22 protein-coding genes are annotated in these 21,937 nt (G+C 33.2%); 11 read left to right on the plus strand and 11 right to left on the minus strand.

Translation table 11 applies throughout. The features are described from left to right. Nucleotides 1–8 precede the first annotated feature (8 nt). Entirely contained in the window at nt 9–470 is a 462-nt protein-coding gene (locus H603_RS0113610; RefSeq protein WP_026709131.1) for a type I restriction enzyme HsdR N-terminal domain-containing protein, read from the minus strand. 92 nt (nt 471–562) lie between these two features. Here H603_RS0113610 and holA point away from each other — a divergent pair, with 92 nt between their 5' ends. Genes holA through ettA form a run of 3 tightly spaced genes read left to right on the plus strand, consistent with a single transcriptional unit; the run spans nt 563 to nt 3,514 of the window. Continuing rightward, on the plus strand, nt 563–1,567 hold the full coding sequence (gene holA, locus H603_RS0113615) for a DNA polymerase III subunit delta (protein WP_026709132.1): 1,005 nt from the start codon (nt 563–565) through the stop codon (nt 1,565–1,567). Between the two features lie 45 nt (nt 1,568–1,612). Further along, complete coding sequence (locus H603_RS0113620) at nt 1,613–1,795, plus strand: CAL67264 family membrane protein (RefSeq protein WP_026709133.1); 183 nt, start codon at nt 1,613–1,615, stop codon at nt 1,793–1,795. Nucleotides 1,796–1,822: 27 nt separating this feature from the next. Next, nucleotides 1,823–3,514 carry an energy-dependent translational throttle protein EttA gene (ettA, locus tag H603_RS0113625; RefSeq protein WP_026709134.1) on the plus strand — a complete coding sequence of 564 codons (1,692 nt, stop codon included), beginning with the start codon at nt 1,823–1,825 and terminating at the stop codon, nt 3,512–3,514. A gap of 51 nt (nt 3,515–3,565) precedes the next feature. Here ettA and H603_RS17750 read toward each other — a convergent pair whose 3' ends face one another. The 3 genes from H603_RS17750 to H603_RS0113640 form a co-directional block, all read right to left on the minus strand. After that, nucleotides 3,566–3,694 (minus strand): hypothetical protein, encoded by a 129-nt coding sequence (locus H603_RS17750; RefSeq protein WP_262487964.1) that lies wholly within the window; start codon nt 3,692–3,694, stop codon nt 3,566–3,568. 252 nt (nt 3,695–3,946) lie between these two features. Then, complete coding sequence (locus H603_RS0113635; protein WP_026709135.1) at nt 3,947–4,366, minus strand: thiol-disulfide oxidoreductase DCC family protein; 420 nt, start codon at nt 4,364–4,366, stop codon at nt 3,947–3,949. A gap of 2 nt (nt 4,367–4,368) precedes the next feature. Beyond that, nucleotides 4,369–6,537: an endonuclease MutS2 gene (locus H603_RS0113640; RefSeq protein ID WP_026709136.1), complete on the minus strand. Its 2,169-nt coding sequence runs from the start codon at nt 6,535–6,537 to the stop codon at nt 4,369–4,371. 157 nt (nt 6,538–6,694) lie between these two features. Here H603_RS0113640 and H603_RS0113645 point away from each other — a divergent pair, with 157 nt between their 5' ends. Next, entirely contained in the window at nt 6,695–8,119 is a 1,425-nt protein-coding gene (locus H603_RS0113645) for an ATP-dependent DNA helicase (RefSeq protein ID WP_026709137.1), read from the plus strand. 151 nt (nt 8,120–8,270) lie between these two features. Next, nucleotides 8,271–8,996 (plus strand): 3-deoxy-manno-octulosonate cytidylyltransferase, encoded by a 726-nt coding sequence (kdsB, locus tag H603_RS0113650; protein ID WP_026709138.1) that lies wholly within the window; start codon nt 8,271–8,273, stop codon nt 8,994–8,996. Here the strand turns inward: kdsB and H603_RS0113655 are convergent, their stop codons facing one another. Together H603_RS0113655 and H603_RS0113660 are read right to left on the minus strand one after the other, a co-directional pair. After that, nucleotides 8,997–9,713 (minus strand): potassium channel family protein, encoded by a 717-nt coding sequence (locus H603_RS0113655; RefSeq protein WP_026709139.1) that lies wholly within the window; start codon nt 9,711–9,713, stop codon nt 8,997–8,999. It lies immediately after the preceding gene. A 9-nt stretch (nt 9,714–9,722) separates the two neighbouring features. Then, nucleotides 9,723–10,388 (minus strand): spermidine synthase, encoded by a 666-nt coding sequence (locus tag H603_RS0113660; RefSeq protein ID WP_026709140.1) that lies wholly within the window; start codon nt 10,386–10,388, stop codon nt 9,723–9,725. Between the two features lie 62 nt (nt 10,389–10,450). On the opposite strand from H603_RS0113660, the gene H603_RS0113665 reads away from it, so the two are divergent. Together H603_RS0113665 and H603_RS0113670 are read left to right on the plus strand one after the other, a co-directional pair. Beyond that, nucleotides 10,451–11,002, plus strand: coding sequence for a 1-acyl-sn-glycerol-3-phosphate acyltransferase (locus H603_RS0113665; protein ID WP_026709141.1), 552 nt, complete (start codon nt 10,451–10,453; stop codon nt 11,000–11,002). A 74-nt stretch (nt 11,003–11,076) separates the two neighbouring features. Then, nucleotides 11,077–12,084, plus strand: coding sequence for a hypothetical protein (locus tag H603_RS0113670; protein ID WP_026709142.1), 1,008 nt, complete (start codon nt 11,077–11,079; stop codon nt 12,082–12,084). Nucleotides 12,085–12,142: 58 nt separating this feature from the next. Here the strand turns inward: H603_RS0113670 and H603_RS0113675 are convergent, their stop codons facing one another. Then, nucleotides 12,143–12,589 (minus strand): helix-turn-helix domain-containing protein, encoded by a 447-nt coding sequence (locus H603_RS0113675; RefSeq protein WP_026709143.1) that lies wholly within the window; start codon nt 12,587–12,589, stop codon nt 12,143–12,145. A gap of 311 nt (nt 12,590–12,900) precedes the next feature. Here H603_RS0113675 and H603_RS0113680 point away from each other — a divergent pair, with 311 nt between their 5' ends. The 4 genes from H603_RS0113680 to H603_RS0113695 all read left to right on the plus strand — a co-directional run bounded on the left by H603_RS0113680 (nt 12,901) and on the right by H603_RS0113695 (nt 17,825). Next, the gene (locus H603_RS0113680; RefSeq protein WP_026709144.1) at nt 12,901–14,055 is read left to right on the plus strand and encodes a M14 family metallopeptidase; all 1,155 of its coding nucleotides are present in this window, start codon (nt 12,901–12,903) and stop codon (nt 14,053–14,055) included. Nucleotides 14,056–14,132: 77 nt separating this feature from the next. Further along, entirely contained in the window at nt 14,133–14,612 is a 480-nt protein-coding gene (locus H603_RS0113685) for an Lrp/AsnC family transcriptional regulator (RefSeq protein WP_007139244.1), read from the plus strand. A 102-nt stretch (nt 14,613–14,714) separates the two neighbouring features. Next, nucleotides 14,715–17,300 carry a phosphoenolpyruvate carboxylase gene (locus H603_RS0113690; RefSeq protein ID WP_026709145.1) on the plus strand — a complete coding sequence of 862 codons (2,586 nt, stop codon included), beginning with the start codon at nt 14,715–14,717 and terminating at the stop codon, nt 17,298–17,300. A 9-nt stretch (nt 17,301–17,309) separates the two neighbouring features. Next, nucleotides 17,310–17,825 carry a DinB family protein gene (locus H603_RS0113695; protein ID WP_026709146.1) on the plus strand — a complete coding sequence of 172 codons (516 nt, stop codon included), beginning with the start codon at nt 17,310–17,312 and terminating at the stop codon, nt 17,823–17,825. A gap of 2 nt (nt 17,826–17,827) precedes the next feature. On the opposite strand, the gene H603_RS0113700 is transcribed toward H603_RS0113695, so the two are convergent. From H603_RS0113700 to H603_RS0113715, 4 genes are all read right to left on the minus strand, one after another. Beyond that, nucleotides 17,828–18,301: a DNA-deoxyinosine glycosylase gene (locus tag H603_RS0113700; protein ID WP_026709147.1), complete on the minus strand. Its 474-nt coding sequence runs from the start codon at nt 18,299–18,301 to the stop codon at nt 17,828–17,830. A 5-nt stretch (nt 18,302–18,306) separates the two neighbouring features. Next, on the minus strand, nt 18,307–20,421 hold the full coding sequence (gene recQ, locus H603_RS0113705; protein WP_035676088.1) for a DNA helicase RecQ: 2,115 nt from the start codon (nt 20,419–20,421) through the stop codon (nt 18,307–18,309). Nucleotides 20,422–20,515: 94 nt separating this feature from the next. Next, nucleotides 20,516–20,914 carry a hypothetical protein gene (locus tag H603_RS17490; protein WP_026709149.1) on the minus strand — a complete coding sequence of 133 codons (399 nt, stop codon included), beginning with the start codon at nt 20,912–20,914 and terminating at the stop codon, nt 20,516–20,518. 9 nt (nt 20,915–20,923) lie between these two features. Further along, the gene (locus H603_RS0113715) at nt 20,924–21,895 is read right to left on the minus strand and encodes a deoxyhypusine synthase family protein (protein ID WP_026709150.1); all 972 of its coding nucleotides are present in this window, start codon (nt 21,893–21,895) and stop codon (nt 20,924–20,926) included. Nucleotides 21,896–21,937: the final 42 nt, after the last annotated feature.

Raw genomic sequence — 21,937 nt, forward strand, 5'->3', positions numbered from 1 at the left:
AAGTCGATTTATAGAATATTTGAAGGAGTACCATATAAGGGCAACTCTTTTAAGAAATGATATTTTTCATTCTCATAATCCATTTGGCAAAAGTAATGATTCAATCCATTTGTAACCATTAAATAATCTGCTTTTAAAGTCACATTATAGCGTGCTATTTGGTCAAATGTGAGTTGCCCTATTTTTATTTCTGGAGCTTTGCATTCAATTAACAAGAATATGGAGCCATCAGGATTAAAAACCACGCCATCATACCGTTTGCGCAAGTCGTTGACTTTTAAAACTTTTTCGACATTTATCATTGATTTTGGATACTTCATTTCTTTGAGCAGATATAAAATAACGTGCTGTCTAACCCATTCTTCGGGAGTGAGAATGATAAATTTTTTCCTGATTTCATCAAAGATAGACACTTTATTTTCGTTATTTTTGAATCGAAAAGTATAAGAAGGAAAATTAAGTTTTTGCATGAGGCAAAAATAGTTATTTAGTTTAAAATTTAAGGTTAAAAACTGTACAGGGTATTAGAAACTTTGAACAATTAGCTTCAAACAAAAAATATATGGACGACGTTATAAAAATTGTTAATGATATTAAGGCTGGAAATATTAAACCTATTTATTTTTTAATGGGTGAGGAGCCTTATTACATTGATAAACTGTCTGATTATATAGAGAAAAATGTTTTGTCTGAAGAGGAAAAAGGATTCAATCAAACGGTTTTGTATGGTAGAGATGTATCTATTGAAGATATCGTTTCGACAGCCAAACGTTATCCTATGATGGCAGATCGTCAAGTCGTCATCGTTAAGGAAGCGCAAGAACTAAGTCGCACCATAGATAAGCTGGAGAGTTATGCCGAAAATCCCATGCCATCTACTGTTTTAGTGATGTGCTACAAATACAAAACACTAGACAAAAGAAAAAAGACAACAAAATTGCTAGCTAAATCAGGTGTGGTTTACGAAAGCAAAAAACTATATGAAAATCAAGTTGGCGACTGGATAAAAAGGGTTTTATCTGGTAAGAAATACAGTATCGAAGTCAAAGCTTCGGCAATGTTAGTAGAGTTTTTAGGAACGGATTTGAGTAAAATTAATAACGAACTAGAAAAATTGCAGATTATTTTACCAAAAGGAAGCACGATTACACCAAAAGATATCGAAGAAAATATTGGTTTCAGTAAAGACTTCAATGTCTTCGAATTAAGAAAGGCAATAGGGGAGCGCAACCAAATTAAAGCTTATACAATTGCTGATAATTTTGCTAATAACCCAAAGGACAACCCTATGGTGGTTACTACCTCTCTAGTTTTTAGCTTTTTTATACAGCTATTGAAATATCATGGTTTAAAAGATCGAAATCCAAAAAATGTAGCAGCAGTATTGGGTGTGAGTCCGTTTTTTTTAAAGGATTACGACATTGCCTTAAAAAATTATCCTATGCGTAAGGTGAGTCAAATTGTAGCAGGCCTACGTGATATTGATGTAAAAAGTAAAGGTGTAGGTGCGCAGTCACTATCTAATTATGATCTTTTAAGAGAAATGCTCTACAAAATATTTAATTAACGGTTAAAAATTATCGATATTTGCATATTCAAAATAACACAAAATATGGGAATGAATAAGAATACCATTTTAGGATGGGCTACTTTAATTATGATATTAATGGGTTTGTTGTTAATAGGTTTAGGCGCCTTTAAATATAGAGATGTATCTGGATGGGGCTTTGTAGCAGTGGGTGTTGGTTTCTTAGCTAATGCTTGGGTTTTTAGTTCGCTTAAAGGGAGATTGTAAAGTATTTTAAAATTTAAATTATAAAAAATGTCAGACGATAAAAAAGTAATTTTCTCAATGTCAAAATTGAGCAAAACTTATACAGGAGCAGACAAAGCTGTTCTAAAAAATATTTACTTAAGTTTTTTCTACGGAGCAAAAATTGGTATTTTAGGTCTTAACGGATCTGGAAAATCATCACTTTTAAAAATTATTGCTGGAGTAGATAAAAACTATCAAGGGGATGTTGTTTTTCAACCAGGGTACACCGTTGGTTATTTAGAGCAAGAACCAATATTAGATGATACTAAAACTGTTCTTGAAATCGTTCAAGAAGGTGCTGCTGAAACAATGGCTGTGCTTGCTGAGTATAACAGTATCAATGATTTGTTTGGTCTAGAAGAAAATTATTCTGATGCAGACAAAATGGACAAGTTGATGGATCGTCAAGCAGCTTTGCAGGACAAGATTGATGCATTAGGGGCTTGGGAAATTGATACTAAACTAGAAATTGCAATGGATGCCTTGCGTACTCCTGATGGAGACACGCCAATAAAAAACCTTTCTGGTGGAGAGCGTCGTCGTGTAGCATTATGTCGTTTGTTATTGCAACAGCCAGATGTATTATTACTTGATGAGCCTACCAATCACTTGGATGCAGAATCTGTATTATGGTTAGAACAACATTTAGCTCAATATTCAGGAACTGTAATCGCTGTAACCCACGATAGATATTTCCTTGATAATGTTGCCGGATGGATTCTTGAACTTGATAGAGGAGAAGGTATTCCATGGAAAGGGAATTATTCTTCATGGTTAGATCAAAAATCAAGTCGTATGGCATTAGAGGAAAAAGTAGCTTCTAAACGTCGTAAGAATTTAGAACGCGAGTTGGACTGGGTACGTCAAGGAGCAAAAGGTCGTCAAACGAAGCAAAAAGCACGTTTGCAAAATTATGATAAGTTATTAAATGAAGACCAGAAACAATTAGATGAAAATCTAGAAATTTATATCCCTAATGGTCCACGTTTGGGAACTAATGTTATCGAAGCGAAAAATGTTGCCAAAGCTTTTGGAGATAAATTATTGTATGATAACTTAAATTTTACTTTGCCTCAGGCTGGAATTGTTGGAATTATCGGACCCAATGGTGCTGGTAAATCTACTATTTTCAGAATGATTATGGGAGAGCAAGAAACAGATAGCGGTGAATTCTCTGTAGGGGACACTGTAAAAATCGCTTATGTTGATCAATCACACTCTAATATTGACCCAAATAAATCAATTTGGGAAAACTTTGCCGATGGTCAAGAGTTAATCATGATGGGTGGTAAGCAAGTAAATTCTAGAGCTTATTTGTCTCGTTTTAATTTTGGTGGTGGTGAGCAAAACAAAAAAGTTTCGGCACTTTCAGGAGGAGAACGTAACCGTTTGCACCTTGCAATGACTTTAAAAGAGGAAGGAAACGTATTATTACTAGATGAGCCTACAAATGATTTAGATGTGAATACATTGCGTGCATTAGAGGAAGGTTTAGAAAACTTCGCTGGTTGTGCCGTAGTGATTTCGCACGATAGATGGTTCTTAGATAGAATTTGTACGCATATTTTAGCATTCGAAGGAGATTCAGAAGTGTATTACTTTGAAGGTGGGTTCTCTGAATACGAAGAAAATAAGAAAAAACGCCTTGGTGGAGATTTAACACCTAAGCGATTGAAATATAGAAAATTGATTAGATAATTTATTCTATACATTGTACTAAAAAAGGATATCCACACGGATATCCTTTTTTTATTTCTTCTTTTTATCGTTGTTCATCAACAGTAATATTGTAGCAACTAAACCCACAATTACTAAACCAAATACAAATACAATAATTATTGACCCACTGTCCCAATTAACTAACACTCCTTTTCCCATGACTTTTATTTTATATTTCAAAAATACTACCTCATGTAAATATAAAATATGATAAAAGTCAGTTTGGAATATTTAGGAGATTTTTTATTGTTGCCTCATCCTGCTTTACGCTATAGCTCTCATTCATAAATATTTTTTAACTAGGTCATAATGGGAGCTTCCTGTGGTCGCTCAATTATTCCCGTTAAAAATATATTTATTCTATCGAGGCTGCCGCTACAATCAGGGGCATGCAAATTTGCAACACACTTTTTATGAATCTAGAAACTTAGATTTCAATTCAGGGGTGGGAATCATGCAATTATCTTTTTTACCATACCAGCTGTAGCGATTCTTAGCAATATAATCGTAAAAATAATTTGAAAAACCGGCAGGAAATATTTTAAAAAAGGTTAGGAGGCTGACTGCACCACTGAGGTCAGCGGCAATGTTCAGTGCCGCCTCAGATTTATAATAATAAGCAATTCCAGGTTCGTATAAAATGATACTATCAATTTTAGAAACATCAATTCCTATTTTTTTAATAATTTCTTGTCCTATTTGAGATTGTAAGGATGCAAACCTGAAAACATCTTTTTTATCATGTTTGATAATAAATTGCACCGCATTATCGCATAAGTTACAAACACCATCAAAGAGGACTATTTTTTTATTTGCGGGTAAGTTTTGCATAATTATTTCTTCTTCATAGCTTCTACAAGTTCCAATTCATCCATACTCACTTTAGACGTAAACATGCCGTAATTTACTGTCGCTTTATTTTTCTCAATAGCATCAATTGTTCCCACGGCTCTACCATCAAGCATTCGTACGCGATCACCTAGTCTAATCATAGCTTTTGGTTTCTCGATAACTGGCTTGAGTTTTTTCTCTTTCTTTTCTTTACGAATTTCTTCTACAATGACTTCAGCTTCTTTGATAATTTCCTTTTTCTTCTCTACAATCGCTTTAACCTCTTTGGGAGTGGCTTTTTTACGTTTCGAATTTTCGATTTCAACAATTTTCAAAAATTCACCTATTAAGTCTTTCTTGTTTTTATTGTTAAAATATTTATTGGCTAAATCTTCAACCTTCTGTCCTATATAAATCGTCTTTTGATTGCTGTCGTATAATTCTTGATAGCTTTCTAATTTTTGCTTGATTTTAGTATTGATGTTTTCCATCTTTTTACCTTCTTCGCGCGCTTTAGTTTCTTCTTCTTTTAAGGTCTGAGATGTTTTCTCCATTTTTGATCGCTCCTTTTGCAAAGTTGCAATGGTTTTATCAAAACGAACTTTTCCAACTTCGATCTTCTTTTTAGCGCGATTGATTAGACTAAAAGGAATTCCGTTTTTCAATGCGACTTCAAATGTGAACGAACTACCTGCTTGGCCAAGTACTAATTTGTACATTGGTTCAAGAGTTTTTTCGTCAAAAAGCATGTTGGCATTAGTTGCAAAAGGCAGTTCGTTTGCCAGTATTTTTAAGTTGGAGTAGTGCGTGGTAATAATTCCAAAAGCTTCTCTGTGGTAGAACTCTTCTAAGAAGATTTCTGCTAGTGCTCCACCAAGTTCAGGATCAGATCCCGTACCAAACTCATCAATCAAGAACATCGTTTTTGCATTACACTTCTTTAAAAAGTAGTTCATGTTCTTCAAGCGGTAACTATATGTACTTAAATGATTTTCAATAGATTGGTTGTCTCCAATATCTGTAAGGATTCTATCGAATAAAAAAGTTTCTGAACGTTCGTGAACTGGAATGAGCATTCCAGATTGCAACATGAGCTGCAATAATCCCACTGTTTTCAAGGAGATCGTTTTACCTCCGGCATTAGGGCCAGAAATAACAATAATACGATTTTCTTGTTGTAATTCTATAGTTTGAGGATGTGTTATTTCCTTTTTTTGTTTGTTGTTTAAATACAAAATGGGGTGGTAGGCATCTCTAAAATACAAACGTCGATTTTCTGTAATTTGAGGTAAAATTCCGTTGATGCGATTCGCATATTTTGCTTTGGCAGCAACGATGTCTATATCACTCAAGAAATTTTGATATTCGATAAGAAGTGGTAAAAACGGTCGAATAGTATTCGATAATTGTTTTAAAATTCGAGTCACTTCTTCTGTCTCTTCATACTCTAAATTACTTAATTCCCGTGAATATTGAAGAGTAGCTTCGGGTTCGATGTAAGCAATACTACCTGTTTTAGAACTTCCTAGAATTGATCCCTTCACTTTACGACGGTACATAGCTAAAACGGCCAATACTCGTCTGTTTTGAACAAAGCTTTCTTTGATATCATCTAGATAACCCAAACTATTGTATTGCGTCATCGCTGATCCAAAACTTTGATTCACTTTTCCGCGTACGCTATTCATATTGCGGCGGATATCTAGCAATACAGGAGAAGCACTATCCTTAATTTCTCCGTATTTATCAACGATTACATCAATTTGACTGATGATATCTTTTGTAAACTCTACTTCGTTTGCACGCTTGTTAAGATTTGGGTAATAGTCGTCAAACTTTTTAAAATAATTAAGTAAAAAGTTCACAGTTGAGGACAATGTTGCAATTTTTCTAAAGCTTCCTACTTCTAGAAAACTATCTTCGATGGCTAAGAATTTGATTTCGTGCGAAATCGCTTCAAAGCCATGATTAGGAATTGCGTTATTATTTTCGAAAGAAGAAACATATTCTGATGTTTGCATTAATGCTTCCATCAAACTTTCTTTGTCTCTAAATGGTGTTATTTCTAAGGCTTTTTGTTTTCCTAAATCGGTATTACATATTGACGAAATGGTTTCGAGAACAGTAGGAAATTGTAAATCTTGTAATGTTTTATCGGTAATAGATATCATTCTTTAAAATAAGTTGTATAGATGCAAAGTTACAAAGAATCCATGTTAAATTTAACTATAGTTGTTATGCAATTTTAAGGTCATTTCCATAGTTTTTACATTGTAGCTTAAAATTTCATCCCTATATTTGAGGTTCACTTATCAATAGCTTACACTAATGAATTCCTCCTTGTTTTACAGTCTTTTAAGAAAAAAATTCCCTTTTGCACCAACATATAATCAGGACATATTTTTCCAGAAGATTGCTATATTTTTGACAGATACTCACAACGATACTATTTTTGTGCTAAAAGGATATGCAGGTACGGGAAAAACTACGGTGATTTCGACTATTGTAAATAATTTGAGCGAATTAAACAAAAAATATGTGCTGTTAGCACCTACAGGTCGTGCTGCTAAGGTGATTGCTAACTATTCTGAGAAGCCTGCTTTTACTATTCACAAAAAAATATACTTTCCTAAAAAATCTTCAGCTGGTGGTGTGTCTTTTACATTGCAACCAAACAAACATAAAAATACGATTTTTATTGTCGATGAGGCATCTATGATATCAGATACTAATTCTGACTCAAAACTTTACGAAAGTAGTTCGCTCTTAGATGACTTGATTTCGTATGTATACTCTGGAACCAATTGTAAAATGATCTTACTAGGGGATACCGCTCAGTTGCCACCAGTGAACTTAGATATTAGTCCAGCACTTGATATTCAAACGTTAGGGATGAATTATAATAAAGAAGTCGAACATATTGAATTGAACGAGGTAATGCGTCAAGAAGAAAACTCGGGTATTTTATATAACGCAACTGAACTGCGTGAATTACTTAAAGATTCCTTTATTACAGATTTCCAGTTTGATGTAAAAAAGTTCAAAGACATTACTAGATTAACAGATGGCTACGATATTCAAGACGCGATAAATTCAGCTTATAGTAATTACAGCATAGAAGATACCGCTTTTATTGTGCGCTCTAATAAAAGAGCAAATCAATACAATGAGCAAATTCGAACAAAAATTCTAGATAAAGAGAGTGAGCTTTCGACAGGCGATTTTTTAATGGTCGTAAAAAATAATTACTTCTGGCTGAAAGATTCTGATGAAGCTGGTTTTATTGCCAACGGTGATATTATAGAAATACTCGAAATTTTTAAAATTCAGGAGTTATACGGTTTTAAATTTGCCTCAGTAAAAATTAGAATGGTTGATTACCCAAATCAAAAACCTTTTGAAACAGTACTTTTATTAGACACGATAAAAAGCGAATCACCTTCACTAACTTATGAGGAATCAAATAGGTTGTATGAGGAAGTAATGAAGGATTATGAGAGTGAAACAACCAAGTACAAGAAATTCCAAAAAGTAAAAGCCAACGAATATTTTAATGGATTGCAAGTGAAATTCTCTTATGCTATCACTTGTCATAAATCTCAAGGAGGACAATGGAATACTGTTTTTATAGAACAACCTTATTTACCTAATGGTATTGATCGTGATTACATACGATGGTTGTACACAGCAATGACTCGTGCAAAAAATAAATTGTACTTAATTGGTTTTAAAAACGATAGTTTTATTGAGTAAATGTGATACTTCAACTGCTAAGAAACTTCGTGTATTTAAAATAGAGATAGTTTTCATATAGATTGTATTTGTCTGACTAGAAATAAAGACACCAGCTTTTAATAAAAAATTCAAAATAATAGTACTTTTGCCCAGCATTTTAAACGACCTCATGAAAATAATAGCAGTTATACCAGCACGTTACGCCTCGACTCGATTTCCAGCAAAACTAATGCAAGATCTAGGTGGAAAAACAGTAATATTGAGAACTTATCAAGCCGCAATTTCAACGAACTTGTTTGATGATGTGTTTGTTGTAACAGATTCTGATTTAATTTATAATGAGATTGTATCGAATGGTGGGAAAGCAATTATGAGTGTGAAAGAGCACGAATCTGGAAGCGACCGAATTGCAGAAGCTGTCGCTAATCTAGATGTAGATATTGTTGTAAATGTTCAGGGCGACGAACCATTCATCGACGCTGAGCCTTTGAAAAAAGTCATCGAAGTGTTCAAAAATGATTTGGATAAAAAAGTAGATTTGACCTCACTAATGCGCCATATTACAAATGAGGATGATATTAATAATCCTAACAATGTCAAAGTAGTGACCGATCAAAACAATTTTGCGTTGTATTTTTCGCGTTCTGTCATTCCGTTTCCTAGAGAAAAAAATGTAGGTGTACGCTACATGCAACACATAGGAATTTATGCTTTTCGAAAACAAGCTTTATTAGACTTTTATAGTTTACCAATGATGGCGCTTGAAGCATCGGAAAAATTAGAGCAATTGCGTTATTTAGAGTTTGGAAAACGCATCAAAATGGTCGAAACTTCCCATGTAGGAATCGGCATTGATACTTTTGAGGATTTAGAAAAAGCAAGAAAGATGCTTTAATTATTGCTTAGGATTATCTTTTTCATTGAAATAACCTTTAGGTTCGATTTTAGTGGAAAAAAAGTTAAGAAAGAGCACCACATACATTAGTACCAAAACGGATTGTATACTAATTAGAAATTTACCAATTGGTTTTACAGGATAATATTCTCCAAATCCTATCGTTGAAGACGTTACTGTACTAAAATAGATAGGATCAAACCAATGTGTAAAAGGTTTGTTTAAATAATCATCACAGGAATACAGTACTGCGAAGGCAAAAACCATTTCGAGATAATTGAAAAATAACAATAAAATAGATCTTTTGTAAGATCGTGGAGTAGAGAAGAGGTCAGAAGCAAAGATTAGCGTGGGAATGTAGAACACTGTTTCCAAGACAAGATACACCATTAATACAATTATAAAAGTGTGCTCTTGCCAACCATTTGCCAGGATTAACAATGGAAAAATAGCTTTCATAATGACAAAAATATCTACAGCAAGATCTTTGTATTGAACTCCCTTTCGAGAAGCAAAATATTTAATATACAAACCTGGTAAAAAAAGTTGCGAGGTAGCCAGAAACAAACGCAATATTTTTTCTATTCCGTTGTCGTCTTGTCTCTCATTATTCCAAATTGCTTTTATATTCTCAATCCGACTTTTTATGGGGTTGTAATCAGGAACATTGGTACGTCCGTTTTTCCCTAAGAGCAATTTATGTAATACTTCTTTCATAATGCTTAATTAATTTTGTTTTTCGATCACAATTAATTCATTGTGTTCTTCTATTCTAGGGATTGTTCTGATTTTGAAATTATCCAAATTAAATTCTTTAATGTATTTCTTATTTCGAGAATTATCCTGATCATTTAAAAGCATTGTGTTGAATAAAACAGCACCACAATCGTTTATCAAAGTGCAAATTCTATTGACGAAGTAAGATTCAAATAAAAAATTAGGCATTTTAGTATCCTGAAAAATGTCAATGATAATTAAGTCATACGTACTTTTTGTTTTCAAAATAAATTCAAAAGCGTCATCGATTATGATGTCTAGCTGTGAGACTTCGTTTAATTTAAAATATTTGTTGGCTACATCAATAATCGAAGGATCTACTTCGACGCCCGTTATTTTACCGTCAAAATTGATTTCGTCTACTAATGTCTTGACCACGCTTCCGCCTGCAACACCTAGAACTAGTACTTCATTCATATTTTTTATCTTTTCAAATCCTATTTCCCTTAAACCTAATCTTAATATGTTTTGTAAATTACCATAAGAATAATTGGTGTTTTCAGAATCTAAAATCAACTTGCCTTTCACCCAAGTTACTTCAAGTGATTTACTTAAAGTAGACTTAGATAAGAAAATAGTGACTGGAATGAGATAACTAATCATTTTTTTAAACATCGATACTGCTTTTTACCAAAAATAAGTTTTAAATTATATATTTTGCGCAAAAAAATAGAGGAATGAAGAAGATTTTGTACAAATGGATATTTTTTAACCTAATGGGCTGGAAGATTGTTGGATCCATAGACCCATCAGTAAAAAAATGTGTGATGATGGTCTTGCCTCATACTAGTGCACACGACTTCTATTTAGGAATTTTTACTCGAGGAATTACTGAGTTGCAAATGCATTGGGTAGGAAAAAAAGAACTCTTCAAATTTCCGTTTGGCGCTTACTTTAGATATATGGGGGGAGAACCTCTCGATAGAACTGGAGGTTTAAATAAAGTAGATTCTGTTGCTGCTATTTTCGAAAGAAAAGAAATTTTTAGATTAGCTGTATTGCCTGAAGGTACGCGTAAAAAAGTAGCTAGTTTAAAAACCGGTTTTTATTACATTGCCATGAAAGCTCGTGTGCCTATCATACCAGTCACTTTCGATTTTGGAAGAAAGCAAGTTAGTTTAGGAAAACCATTAGATCCTACAGGAAATTTAGATGCAGATATGGCTATCTTATCTATGCATTTTCATGGAGTTAAAGGTAAAATAGTTAATCAAGGATACGAATTTTAAAAAAAGTTTGAAAACTTTAAAACCGTACTCATAAATTTTCCGTAAATGATTGTTAATTAACAAAACAAAAAATTATGAAAAATTTATTTATTTGCTCGTCTTTACTAATGTTATTATTCACTTCATGTGATAACAATGATTCTGATAATAACAATGAATCAAAAGAATTAAGTCTTGTAACTTCCAGCAACACTTCAGGAAAGGTAAGTTACACAAATCTATTAGCTAGCTCACCATCTGTAAGCTATTTTACCATTGCATCATTAGACGCTGAAGGTGTTTCATACAATAGCGATACTGATGCTATCACTGTTGTATCTAGAACAAACAATAAACTAGAAACTTACGCAGGTATCAAAACCGCAGTAACTTCAGGAATAGCTAACCTGACGTTGTCAATTTCAGGCGCTGCAACAGATTTTACAAATCCAAGAGAAACGGCAGTTTCAGGAGATATGGTTGTTGTAGCACAAGACCAAGCGGACATTAATGGAAACACAAATAAATTGTTTTTATACCAAAGAACAACGACAGGTTTTACATTGCTAAAATCCTTCACTACTAGCTTTAAATTATGGGGAATTCATATGGATGGAAATGATTTATATGCTGTTGCTGATTTGACTGGAGATATTGTTCAGTTTAAGAATTTTACAAGTAATGCGAGTGGTGCAATCACTGCAACAAAACGTGTAACTATTGAGGGACTTACAAGAACGCACGGAATTACTTATTCATCAAATGATGATGTAATGATTTTAACAGATGTCGCTAGTGCAACTTCAGCTACTGACGGTGGATTGGTGATAATTAAAAATTTCTCTTCTGTATTTTCATCCACTGCAGCAGCGGGAACAATTGCTGTGTCAAACCAAGTTAGAATTTATGGAGCACAGTCTTTATTAGGTAATCCCGTAGATGTTGCCTATGACGATGTAACTAACAATATTTATGTTGCTGAGAGATTAAACGCGGGAGGTCAAGTCTTAACATTTAGTTACCCTACTGCAACTGGAGATGCTGCACCTACAAATGTAAGAGCAGAAGCTGGTGTAACATCAATATTTGTTTTAAGAAAATAATACACAATACCACTACTACTAATTAAAGCCTCAATTCTTACCGAGAATTGAGGCTTTTTTATGGGCGATAACTTTTAAAAGTACCATCCTTATAGAAAATGACTATTTTATCAATTTCTGAATCCTTCACTAACTCTTGTGCAGTGGAATCTTGTATGTTGGAATTAGTCTCAGAGACTATGGCTTTATCTGGACTTACAATGTTAGGAGGTACAATCTCCTGATTAGCAGAATGGACTGATGAAGAGCTTGGGCTACTTATTTTTTGATTTACTGAAACCTTTGGGAAAATACCTTTACCATTTAGAATCCAATACAAATCAACCTCAGGATACACCTCTAAAATTTTTAGTATAAAGTCTAGACTAGGCTTATTTCTCCCAGATAAAAGGTGAGACAAACTAGAGCGTTGTACACCTATGTTATCTGCAAATGATGAAGCGTTCAGACCATAATAATCTAGAATTACTTCCAATCTTTTAATGAAATCTTCTATGTTTACCATTGTAAATTCTATTTCGATTATTGTTATTTACAAATGTAATAAAATTGTTGTCACCTAGCAACAAAAGGTTATAAACAGAGGCTATTTGAGGAATATAAACTAAACAATCACTTTATTTAATTAATATCTATTAATTGATTATAAGCTATTTACTTAATTTAATTAACAAGGTATATTCTTCCTTATTTTCTGCGATATAAAACGCATTATTGTGTTTCTTTACTAGTTTACAATTATAATTTATGAACCACAATTGTAAATTACAATTGTAAATTTACAATTGTTTACTTTTGTAAACCAAACAATAAAAAATGGATTTAGAGCAATTACATCAAACATACAAGGAGAGTAGTATTTCAGGAAGATATATTACGTTAAAGGAAATCGAGCCAATATTAGATCGTTTAAATAAGAATAATAATTTAGAGATAGTTGGTAAATCAGTTGAGAACCGTCCCATATATGGTTACAAGATTGGATTCGGAAAAACTAAAGTATTTCTTTGGTCACAAATGCACGGCAATGAAAGTACAACAACTAAAGCGCTGTTTGATTTCTTAAACTTCCTTAATGGTGATACAGCATTAGCTAAACAATTCTTAAATAACTTTACTTTTTTAGCGATACCAATGCTAAATCCTGACGGGGCATATTTATACACAAGAGCAAATGCCAATAGTATAGACTTAAATAGAGATTCTCAAGACCTAACACAACCGGAGAGCAAGTTATTAAGGGCTTTGTTTGAAAATTTCAAACCTGATTACTGCTACAACCTTCATGATCAACGTACGATTTTTGGTGTTGACACAACAGGAATTCCTGCTACTTTATCTTTTTTAGCACCAGCATATAATGAAGAAAGGGAAATCAACGAGAATCGCTTAAAAGCAATAAATGTAATCGCAAGTATTAATGGAGTAATGAGGGATTATCTTCCTGGCGGCATTGGCCGTTTTGATGACTCATTCAATATCAACTGTATAGGGGATACTTTCCAATTTTTAGGAGCTGCTACAATTTTATTCGAGGCAGGTCACTTTCCTGACGATTATGCAAGAGAGCAAACACGCAAATATGTATTTATGTCATTAATTGTGAGTTTTCAAGCATTTTGCGAAAACGATATAGTTAGCAATAGATACAGTGAATATTTGAATATTCCTCAGAATAAAGTGGTTTTTTATGATTTTATATATAAAAATGTCAAAATAAATTATGATGGTATTGAAAAAATAACGAATTTTGCTGCGCAGTACAAGGAAGAGCTGATTGATAATAATTTATGTTTTAATGCATATATATCAGAAATCGGTAATTTGGATGGGTTTTTTGCTCATCACGAATATGATGCTAAGGGGGCAACATATAGTGATGATTATTCTAATTTTCCGAAATTAGATCAAAAAGCCAACTTCATGTTAGATAAAAACATAATTTTTGTTAACGGATTGATAAAAAAATAAAAAATCAGTGAGTTTTCATGTTTTTATGTATAATTTTACACTTTGTTTTAGCATATAATAAAATTAATAAAAAAAATATGAGTAAGTTCCGTTTAGATGAAGTAGATCATCAAATTTTAGATATGTTGATTGACAACACCAGAGTTCCATTTACAGATATTGCTAAGAAACTATTGATTTCTGCAGGAACGGTTCATGTAAGAGTTAAAAAAATGGAAGATGCTGGGATTATCATGGGATCTTCATTAGTGCTCGATTACGATAAATTAGGATATTCATTTATTGCTTATGTGGGTGTGTTTTTAAATAACACTTCACAAACTAAATTTGTGTTGCAACGTATTAACGAAATTCCTTTTGTAACCGTAGCATCTGTTACTACAGGTAAATTCAATATTTTTTGCAAAATTAGAGCAAAAGATACTAAGCACGCTAAAGACGTTATTTTTATGATTGATGATATCGATGGTGTATATAGAACTGAAACTATGATTTCTCTTGAGGAAAGCATTAACGATAAAAAGCGTTTAATGCACACTATTTTCAAAAATATGTAACACTAGCTTGATTGCTATATTTTAATATATAACCTCAAGTTAACTCTTGGGGTTATTTTTTTATAACTATTTTCCGCTATAACCAACCAACTATAACAAATTATGTATACGCTACCTAAAATTGAACGTTTTAATCAAAACGTGCTCTCAAAATACAATATATACAACAGTGTTTTTATAACTCTACCTTTCGATTCAATTGATAATACCGGCGTTTTATTGCCTTTATTTACAGAGGTTTGTGAATCAGGTTTCAAGAAACAAGAAACTCCAAAAGAAATTATGGAGCAATTCTCAGAGAAATACCTTGATGATAAATCAGAAGAAAATCAAATTAGTTTAATGTTTCGTTTTATACAATATATTGAACGTCAAATAGTACTATTTGATGCTGTTGAAGATGCTGCATTTCCTGTGGTAAACAATATGGAAGGGCGTGGATCTCTTAGAGATATAAAGGAAAAAGCTGATGCTAAAGGAAAAAAGGAAGAATTAATCTCTTTTCTTGAATCATTCAATGTACGCACGGTCCTAACTGCGCATCCCACACAATTTTATCCTGGTTCTGTTTTAGGGATTATCAATGATTTAACGGATGCTATTAGAGATAATAAACTTCTAAAAATCAAACATCTTTTAGCGCAATTAGGTAAGACACCTTTTATAAAGAATGAAAAACCAAATCCTTTTGATGAAGCTGTGAGTTTAATTTGGTATTTAGAAAATGTCTTTTACCACACCTCAGGTGATATGGTGCAATACCTACAAAAGAATATTTTTAAGGATATCGAAATTCAAAATGCACTGATTAAGTTGGGATTTTGGCCAGGTGGTGATCGTGATGGAAATCCTTTCGTTACTACAGATATAACTTTAAATGTAGCAGATCGATTGAGAACATCAATTTTGAAATGTTATTATATCGAAATGCGTGCATTAAAAAGAAAGCTAACCTTCTTTAATGTAGATGTTTTAGTTGCAGAACTTGAACATAAACTTTACCGTTCTGTATTCTATTCAAAAGGAGAAATTTACATTACATTGGAGGAGTTTAAAGCGCAATTAAATAAAATCAAGACTATTATTGTAGAGCAACATCAGTCGCTTTATCTAGACGATTTAAATGCTTTACTCATAAAAGTAAATCTTTTCGGTTTTCATTTTGCTACTCTAGACATACGTCAAAATAGCCGAATCCATAATGATGTCTTCAGAGATATTTTTGACTTTTATCAAAAAAGTGAAGGTGCTGTTTTTCCAGCAAATTACTACGAATTAAGCGAAACTGAAAAATTTGAGGTTCTGGCTAATGCTAAAGGAAATTTAAATTCGGCTGATTTTGATAACGAAATTACACGCTCTACAATTGAATCCATTCAAGCTATTAAAACGATTCAAGATCAAAATGGTGAAGAAGGTGCCAATAGATACATTATAAGTAACAATGAAAGCGCGTTGAACGTGATGGAAACGTTTGCCATGATTCGTTTGACAGATTGGGAACAACCTACGGTAGATGTAATTCCATTATTTGAATCTGTAGATGACTTAATGAGTGCTCATATTGTTATGGAGCAACTGTACACTAATCCTATGTATGCTGCCCATTTAGAAAAGCGTGAGTTGAAACAAACAATTATGCTTGGTTTCTCTGACGGTACAAAAGATGGTGGTTATCTAATGGCAAACTGGAGCATTTTTAAAGCCAAGGAAGCCTTAACTGCGATTTCCAGAAAATACGGTATTAAAGTAATATTCTTTGATGGTCGTGGTGGGCCTCCTGCAAGAGGTGGTGGAAAAACACACAAGTTTTACGCTTCCCTAGGACCTACCATTGAAAATAACGAAATCCAAATTACGGTTCAAGGACAGACAATTAGTTCAAATTTTGGAACCTTAGATTCTTGTCGCTATAATTTAGAAAACTTATTAAGTGCAGGTGTAACTAATCAAGTTTTTAGTAAAAATAAAAACGAACTTTCCATCAAAGAAAAAGAAGTGATGGATCAGCTAGCTGACTTGGGTTATAAAAAATATTTAAGTTTTAAAAACCACCCTAAATTCATTCCGTATTTAGAGCAAATGAGTACGTTGAAATATTACGCTAAAACGAATATTGGTAGCCGACCTTCTAAAAGGAGTCAATCTGCACAATTAGATTTTGCCGATTTAAGAGCAATTCCTTTCGTGGGATCATGGAGTCAGTTAAAGCAAAATGTTCCAGGTTTCTTTGGAGTAGGTGCTGCTTTAAAACACTTTGAAGATAGTGATCAGTGGGATAGTGTTCAAGATTTATATGACAACTCTTTATTCTTTAAAACACTTTTAGAAAACAGTATGATGTCCCTGGCTAAATCATTTTTCCCATTAACAGCTTACATGAAAAAAGATCCTGAATTTGGAGAATTCTGGCAGATAATCTATGATGAGTTTTTAGAAACAAAGCGTTTATTATTAAAGATAGCAGGTCATACAGAATTAATGGAAAACTATGCTGATGGTAAAGCATCAATTCAAATAAGAGAACGCATTGTATTGCCTTTGTTGACAATACAACAATATGCTTTACTTAGAATTAACGAATTAAATAAAGCAGCTGTACCTGATGAAACTCTAATTAAGGTTTATGAAAAGATAGTAATGCGCTCCTTATTTGGTAATACAAATGCAAGTAGAAACTCAGCTTAAAAATAAAATATGCTAGTAACTGAATTAAATAAAGATGAATATGCCCCTTTTTTTGAGGGGTACATTCAAGGTTCATCTAAAGGAGTTTTAGTCGAAGAGTTAGAAATTTCACTTCATGAATTCATACGATTTGTTCAAAATATTCCAATGGATAAATTTGATTATCGTTATGCCGAAGGCAAATGGACAATTAAAGAAATCATCCAACATATAATCGATACAGAGCGAATTTTTGCTTATCGCGCATTGCGAATTTCTAGAAATGATAAAACACCATTGCCAGGTTTTGATGAGGGTGATTATGTTGATAATACTAATGCAAAAGACAGGCCTTTGCAAGAACTATTAACTGAAATGTCTGTGGTTAGACAGGCAACACTATCATTATTTAAAAGTTTTTCTAAGGAACAATTGCAAAGAATTGGAACAGCATCAAATCATTCGATTTCAGTTAGAGCTATTGGTTTTATTATGATAGGACATCAAAAACACCATCAGAAAATTTTTGAAGAAAGATATTTATAGCTTTAGAAACAAGAAGCCCATAATTCAAGCTTTTTATCAAAGGACATGGTATTTGCAGGACTTGTTGAAGGCATCACATAGTATGTGATGCCTTCTATTTGTCCGAATGTTTTAAAAAAGTAGCGATGGCTTTCTTTGCCATTAAAAATTATCTTTCTTATTTGAGGATACTGTTCGAAAAGAGAATTAAAATCATTGACCTTTTGGTTTTTGATATGAATATCCAAACTTCCTTCTCTTTCACAATTTTCAAGGACATCCCATAAACCGATATGATGCTCTTGCAGTAATTTTATTTTTTCATCAAATGCTACTGCAATTGGTAATTCGCTAAACAGGGTATACATTATTTTCCAAAAATGATTTCGAGGATGCGCATAATATTCCTGCTTCTCTAAAGATTGCACGCCGGGCATCGTTCCTAAAATTAAAATTTTAGTTTCATTATTGATATAAGGTGAAAATGAATTAATCATTCTTGCTAATTGTATATTGTTTCTTTTTCTATAATTGATAATGCCAATCTGATTTTGTCGTAACCCACTTTCTCATCTAGAAAATCAAAGTAAGGTTTCAATGTCGTTGGGCTTTCTAATTTTATTTTCGCTTTATTAACGAGTGTAATCTCCTCTTTTGAGACAAATTGGTACAAATCAATATCGGCACCATCAGAGTATAACTTAGCAAAATGAGACATTATTGTTCCTAGGCCTAATTTTCTTTTTATTGCAATCTGCTCGGCTGTATGTCCGTTTTGAAATAACTCTAAAGTCTCTTTATAAGTGCTTGATGCTTTTTTGACTTTGGCCGTTTTATCCTTATGAAATGTTATAATTGCTTTAATAAACGCATCACCGTACTTTTCTAGTTTTACTTTTCCAACACCATCGATAGTGATAAATTCTTCATCACTCATAGGTCTAATCGTTTCCATTTGGCGTAAAGCCGCATCACTGAAAATAACATAAGCAGGAACGCTTTCTTCTTTAGAGATATCGTAGCGTAACTTTTTAAGTATTTCGAATAAAGAATTTGCCGCAGCTTTACGTTTTGGTTCAATCGCGGTTGTCTTTTCAGTATTTGCTTTGACCATTGTTGTCAGCTGCACTTTATCACCTTCAAACAATACCTCTCTGGCTAAAGTCGTCAATCTAATTTTATTCTTCTGATGAAATGCGATTTCGCAATAACCTTGATTAATTAATTGAATTATGTATTGGTTCCAATCAAACCAAGAAATATCACTCCCTACAGCATACGTTTTTAAATTCTGATAATCTTTTTCGAAGATATAAGCATTTTTTGAACCACGTAAAAAATCAATAATTACTGGCAAAGGTTCTGACTCCTTTAATCTAATAATTGCTGAAAGTGCTTTTTGAGCAATCACAGTTCCGTCAAAAAATTCTGGAGGATTTTTACAAATGTCACAGTTCCCACAATTTTCTGTTACTAGTTCTCCAAAGTAGGACAGTAGTATTTTGCGTCGGCAACTAAATGCGTCTGCATACTGCTTCATCCTTTCTAATTTAGCTAGTTGTACTTCGGCGTTCAATCCTTGTGAGGCGAATTTTTGCAATTGAATGACGTCACCGTAGCTTTCGAATAGTATAGTTTCTGACGGTAATCCATCTCGACCAGCACGACCAATTTCTTGATAGTACCCTTCTATATTTTTTGGCAGATTATAGTGAATTACCCAGCGAACATTTGATTTGTCAATCCCCATTCCAAAAGCTATTGTAGCACATACAACTTGGCAATCGTCATTAATAAATTCATCTTGTGTTTTTGATCGAAGTGCTACATCTAATCCTGCATGATAAGCCTTAGCATTAATACCAGCTTTATTCAATTTTTGGGCTAATTCTTCAGTGGTTTTTCTACTCAGACAATAAATGATTCCAGATTCGATAGGCCTACTTTCGATAAAATCTTGAATTTGCTTTACACGATCTAATGCTGGCCTTACCTCCAAACTTAAATTTTTTCTGTCAAAAGACGATATAAAAGTCTGCGGATCAATTAAATTCAATTGTGCGCTAATGTCTCTTCGAGTTGCTTTGTCTGCAGTAGCGGTGAGCGCTAAAATAGGAGTAGAGGGGAACCGCTTTTTTAAATAGCCTAAATTAGTGTAAGCAGGTCTAAAATCGTGACCCCATGACGAAATGCAATGCGCTTCATCAATTGCTATCAAACTTAAAGATATCGTATTGAAAAGGTTTTCAATGTAAGATAAACTCTCTGGAGCAATATAGACAATTTTTATATGACCATCTTTTATTGCATCAATATTTGCTTGCTGCTCAGATGCTGATTGACTACTGTTGATATAGCAAGCTTCAATACCATTAGTTTTTAAACTATCAACTTGGTCTTTCATCAAGGCGATAAGCGGTGATATTACAATGGTTAAGCCAGGGAATACCAAAGCTGGAAGTTGGAAACAAATCGACTTTCCACCTCCTGTAGGCATAATTGCCAAAGTGTCTTTACCACTAATAATCGAATTGATAATTTTTTCCTGATTAGGTCGAAATTTTTCAAATCCAAAATTTTCTTTTAATGTATCGTGTAATAACTGAGATGTAATCATAAAGAGCAGGAAATCTTAAAAGTAAAAGTTTTTGGTATTTTGTTTAATAAAAAAAGGAACTCTGTAAAAGAGTTCCTTTAATATCTGTAATGAATTAATCTTCGTCGTCATCGTCGTCATCAGAGTAATCTTTCTTGTTAGAATCCTCGTCATCATCTTCATCATCAACATCAGGCTTATCTAAGTTATCGTCATCATCGTCGTCATCTTCATCGTCGTCTAAGTCTAGACCTTTGATAGGGATGATTGGTTCGATTACATCATCGATATCTTCATCATCGTCATGATTTTCTATTCTGTCAGCAAGTTTCATACTTACTTTAACTAAATAAATAGTATCTTCAGTTCGTACTTCAACAGCCTCAATTAATTCGTTTTTAGCATTTCTAAAACGAATGATATCTGAGTCGTCATAACCGTCAGGAAATTTTTCTACTAATAGGTTTAAAATTTCGTTAGTAAGTTTTGCGTAATCAACAATTACTCTTTTCATAATGATATTCTATAGGTCTAATATATAAGCAAATACAAGAGGTGCCACAATTGTAGCATCAGATTCAATAATAAACTTAGGAGTCTTAATATCTAGTTTACCCCAAGTAATTTTTTCATTTGGTACTGCTCCAGAATACGAACCGTAGCTAGTAGTAGAATCTGAGATTTGGCAGAAATAACTCCAAAAAGGAGTTTCAGGCATTTCCATATCTTGATACAACATAGGAACAACGCAAATTGGAAAATCTCCGGCTATACCACCACCAATTTGGAAAAATCCAACTCCATTAGCAGAATTTTTAGGATACCAATCTGCTAAAAATGTCATGTATTCTATTCCAGATTTCATCGTAGAGACTTTTAAATCTCCTTTAATAACATATGAAGCAAAAATATTTCCCATAGTACTATCTTCCCATCCTGGACAGATAATTGGTAAGTTTTTTTCTGCTGCAGCATACATCCAGCTGTCTTTTAAATCAATTTCATAATATTCCTCTAAAACGCCTGATAAAAGCATTTTATACATAAATTCATGCGGTAAAAAACGTTCTCCTTTATCATCTGCATCTTTCCAAATCTTGTAAATATGTTTTTGCAAACGACGGAATGCTTCATGCTCAGGAATACAAGTATCAGTTACTCGATTTAATCCTCTTTCAAGTAAATCCCATTCTTGTTCTGGAGTCAAATCACGGTAGTTTGGCACTCTTTCATAATGTGAATGAGCTACCAAGTTCATGATGTCTTCTTCTAAATTTGCACCTGTACAAGATATAATTTGCACTTTGTCCTGACGGATCATTTCTGCAAAAATCTTTCCAATTTCGGCAGTACTCATTGCTCCAGCAAGAGTTACCATCATTTTAGCTCCATTTGCTAGCTGTTGTTCATAGCCTTTTGCTGCATCTACTAAAGCCGCAGAATTGAAATGCAAGTAATGCTTTTCGATAAACTGACTGATTGGTCCTTTACTCATTTTATTGGATTTTAATTTTTAAAAAATCGGCTATTGAATATT

This window comes from Flavobacterium frigidarium DSM 17623 (assembly GCF_000425505.1).
Taxonomy (GTDB): domain Bacteria; phylum Bacteroidota; class Bacteroidia; order Flavobacteriales; family Flavobacteriaceae; genus Flavobacterium; species Flavobacterium frigidarium.

Bases quoted from the DNA above. Each gene is read 5' to 3' on its own strand.
- H603_RS0113715 (WP_026709150.1), bottom strand. From the start codon at position 21,895: ATGAGTAAAGGACCAATCAGTCAGTTTATCGAAAAGCATTACTTGCAT.
- H603_RS0113635 (WP_026709135.1), bottom strand. From the start codon at position 4,366: ATGCAAAACTTACCCGCAAATAAAAAAATAGTCCTCTTTGATGGTGTT.
- H603_RS0113675 (WP_026709143.1), bottom strand. From the start codon at position 12,589: ATGGTAAACATAGAAGATTTCATTAAAAGATTGGAAGTAATTCTAGAT.
- H603_RS0113660 (WP_026709140.1), bottom strand. From the start codon at position 10,388: ATGTTTAAAAAAATGATTAGTTATCTCATTCCAGTCACTATTTTCTTA.
- H603_RS17750 (WP_262487964.1), bottom strand. From the start codon at position 3,694: ATGGGAAAAGGAGTGTTAGTTAATTGGGACAGTGGGTCAATAATTATT.
- H603_RS0113655 (WP_026709139.1), bottom strand. From the start codon at position 9,713: ATGAAAGAAGTATTACATAAATTGCTCTTAGGGAAAAACGGACGTACC.
- H603_RS0113640 (WP_026709136.1), bottom strand. From the start codon at position 6,537: ATGATATCTATTACCGATAAAACATTACAAGATTTACAATTTCCTACT.
- holA (WP_026709132.1), top strand. From the start codon at position 563: ATGGACGACGTTATAAAAATTGTTAATGATATTAAGGCTGGAAATATT.
- H603_RS0113700 (WP_026709147.1), bottom strand. From the start codon at position 18,301: ATGATTAATTCATTTTCACCTTATATCAATAATGAAACTAAAATTTTA.
- H603_RS0113680 (WP_026709144.1), top strand. From the start codon at position 12,901: ATGGATTTAGAGCAATTACATCAAACATACAAGGAGAGTAGTATTTCA.
- H603_RS0113685 (WP_007139244.1), top strand. From the start codon at position 14,133: ATGAGTAAGTTCCGTTTAGATGAAGTAGATCATCAAATTTTAGATATG.
- H603_RS0113665 (WP_026709141.1), top strand. From the start codon at position 10,451: ATGAAGAAGATTTTGTACAAATGGATATTTTTTAACCTAATGGGCTGG.
- H603_RS0113695 (WP_026709146.1), top strand. From the start codon at position 17,310: ATGCTAGTAACTGAATTAAATAAAGATGAATATGCCCCTTTTTTTGAG.
- H603_RS17490 (WP_026709149.1), bottom strand. From the start codon at position 20,914: ATGAAAAGAGTAATTGTTGATTACGCAAAACTTACTAACGAAATTTTA.
- H603_RS0113670 (WP_026709142.1), top strand. From the start codon at position 11,077: ATGAAAAATTTATTTATTTGCTCGTCTTTACTAATGTTATTATTCACT.
- ettA (WP_026709134.1), top strand. From the start codon at position 1,823: ATGTCAGACGATAAAAAAGTAATTTTCTCAATGTCAAAATTGAGCAAA.
- recQ (WP_035676088.1), bottom strand. From the start codon at position 20,421: ATGATTACATCTCAGTTATTACACGATACATTAAAAGAAAATTTTGGA.
- H603_RS0113610 (WP_026709131.1), bottom strand. From the start codon at position 470: ATGCAAAAACTTAATTTTCCTTCTTATACTTTTCGATTCAAAAATAAC.
- H603_RS0113645 (WP_026709137.1), top strand. From the start codon at position 6,695: ATGAATTCCTCCTTGTTTTACAGTCTTTTAAGAAAAAAATTCCCTTTT.
- H603_RS0113690 (WP_026709145.1), top strand. From the start codon at position 14,715: ATGTATACGCTACCTAAAATTGAACGTTTTAATCAAAACGTGCTCTCA.
- H603_RS0113620 (WP_026709133.1), top strand. From the start codon at position 1,613: ATGGGAATGAATAAGAATACCATTTTAGGATGGGCTACTTTAATTATG.
- kdsB (WP_026709138.1), top strand. From the start codon at position 8,271: ATGAAAATAATAGCAGTTATACCAGCACGTTACGCCTCGACTCGATTT.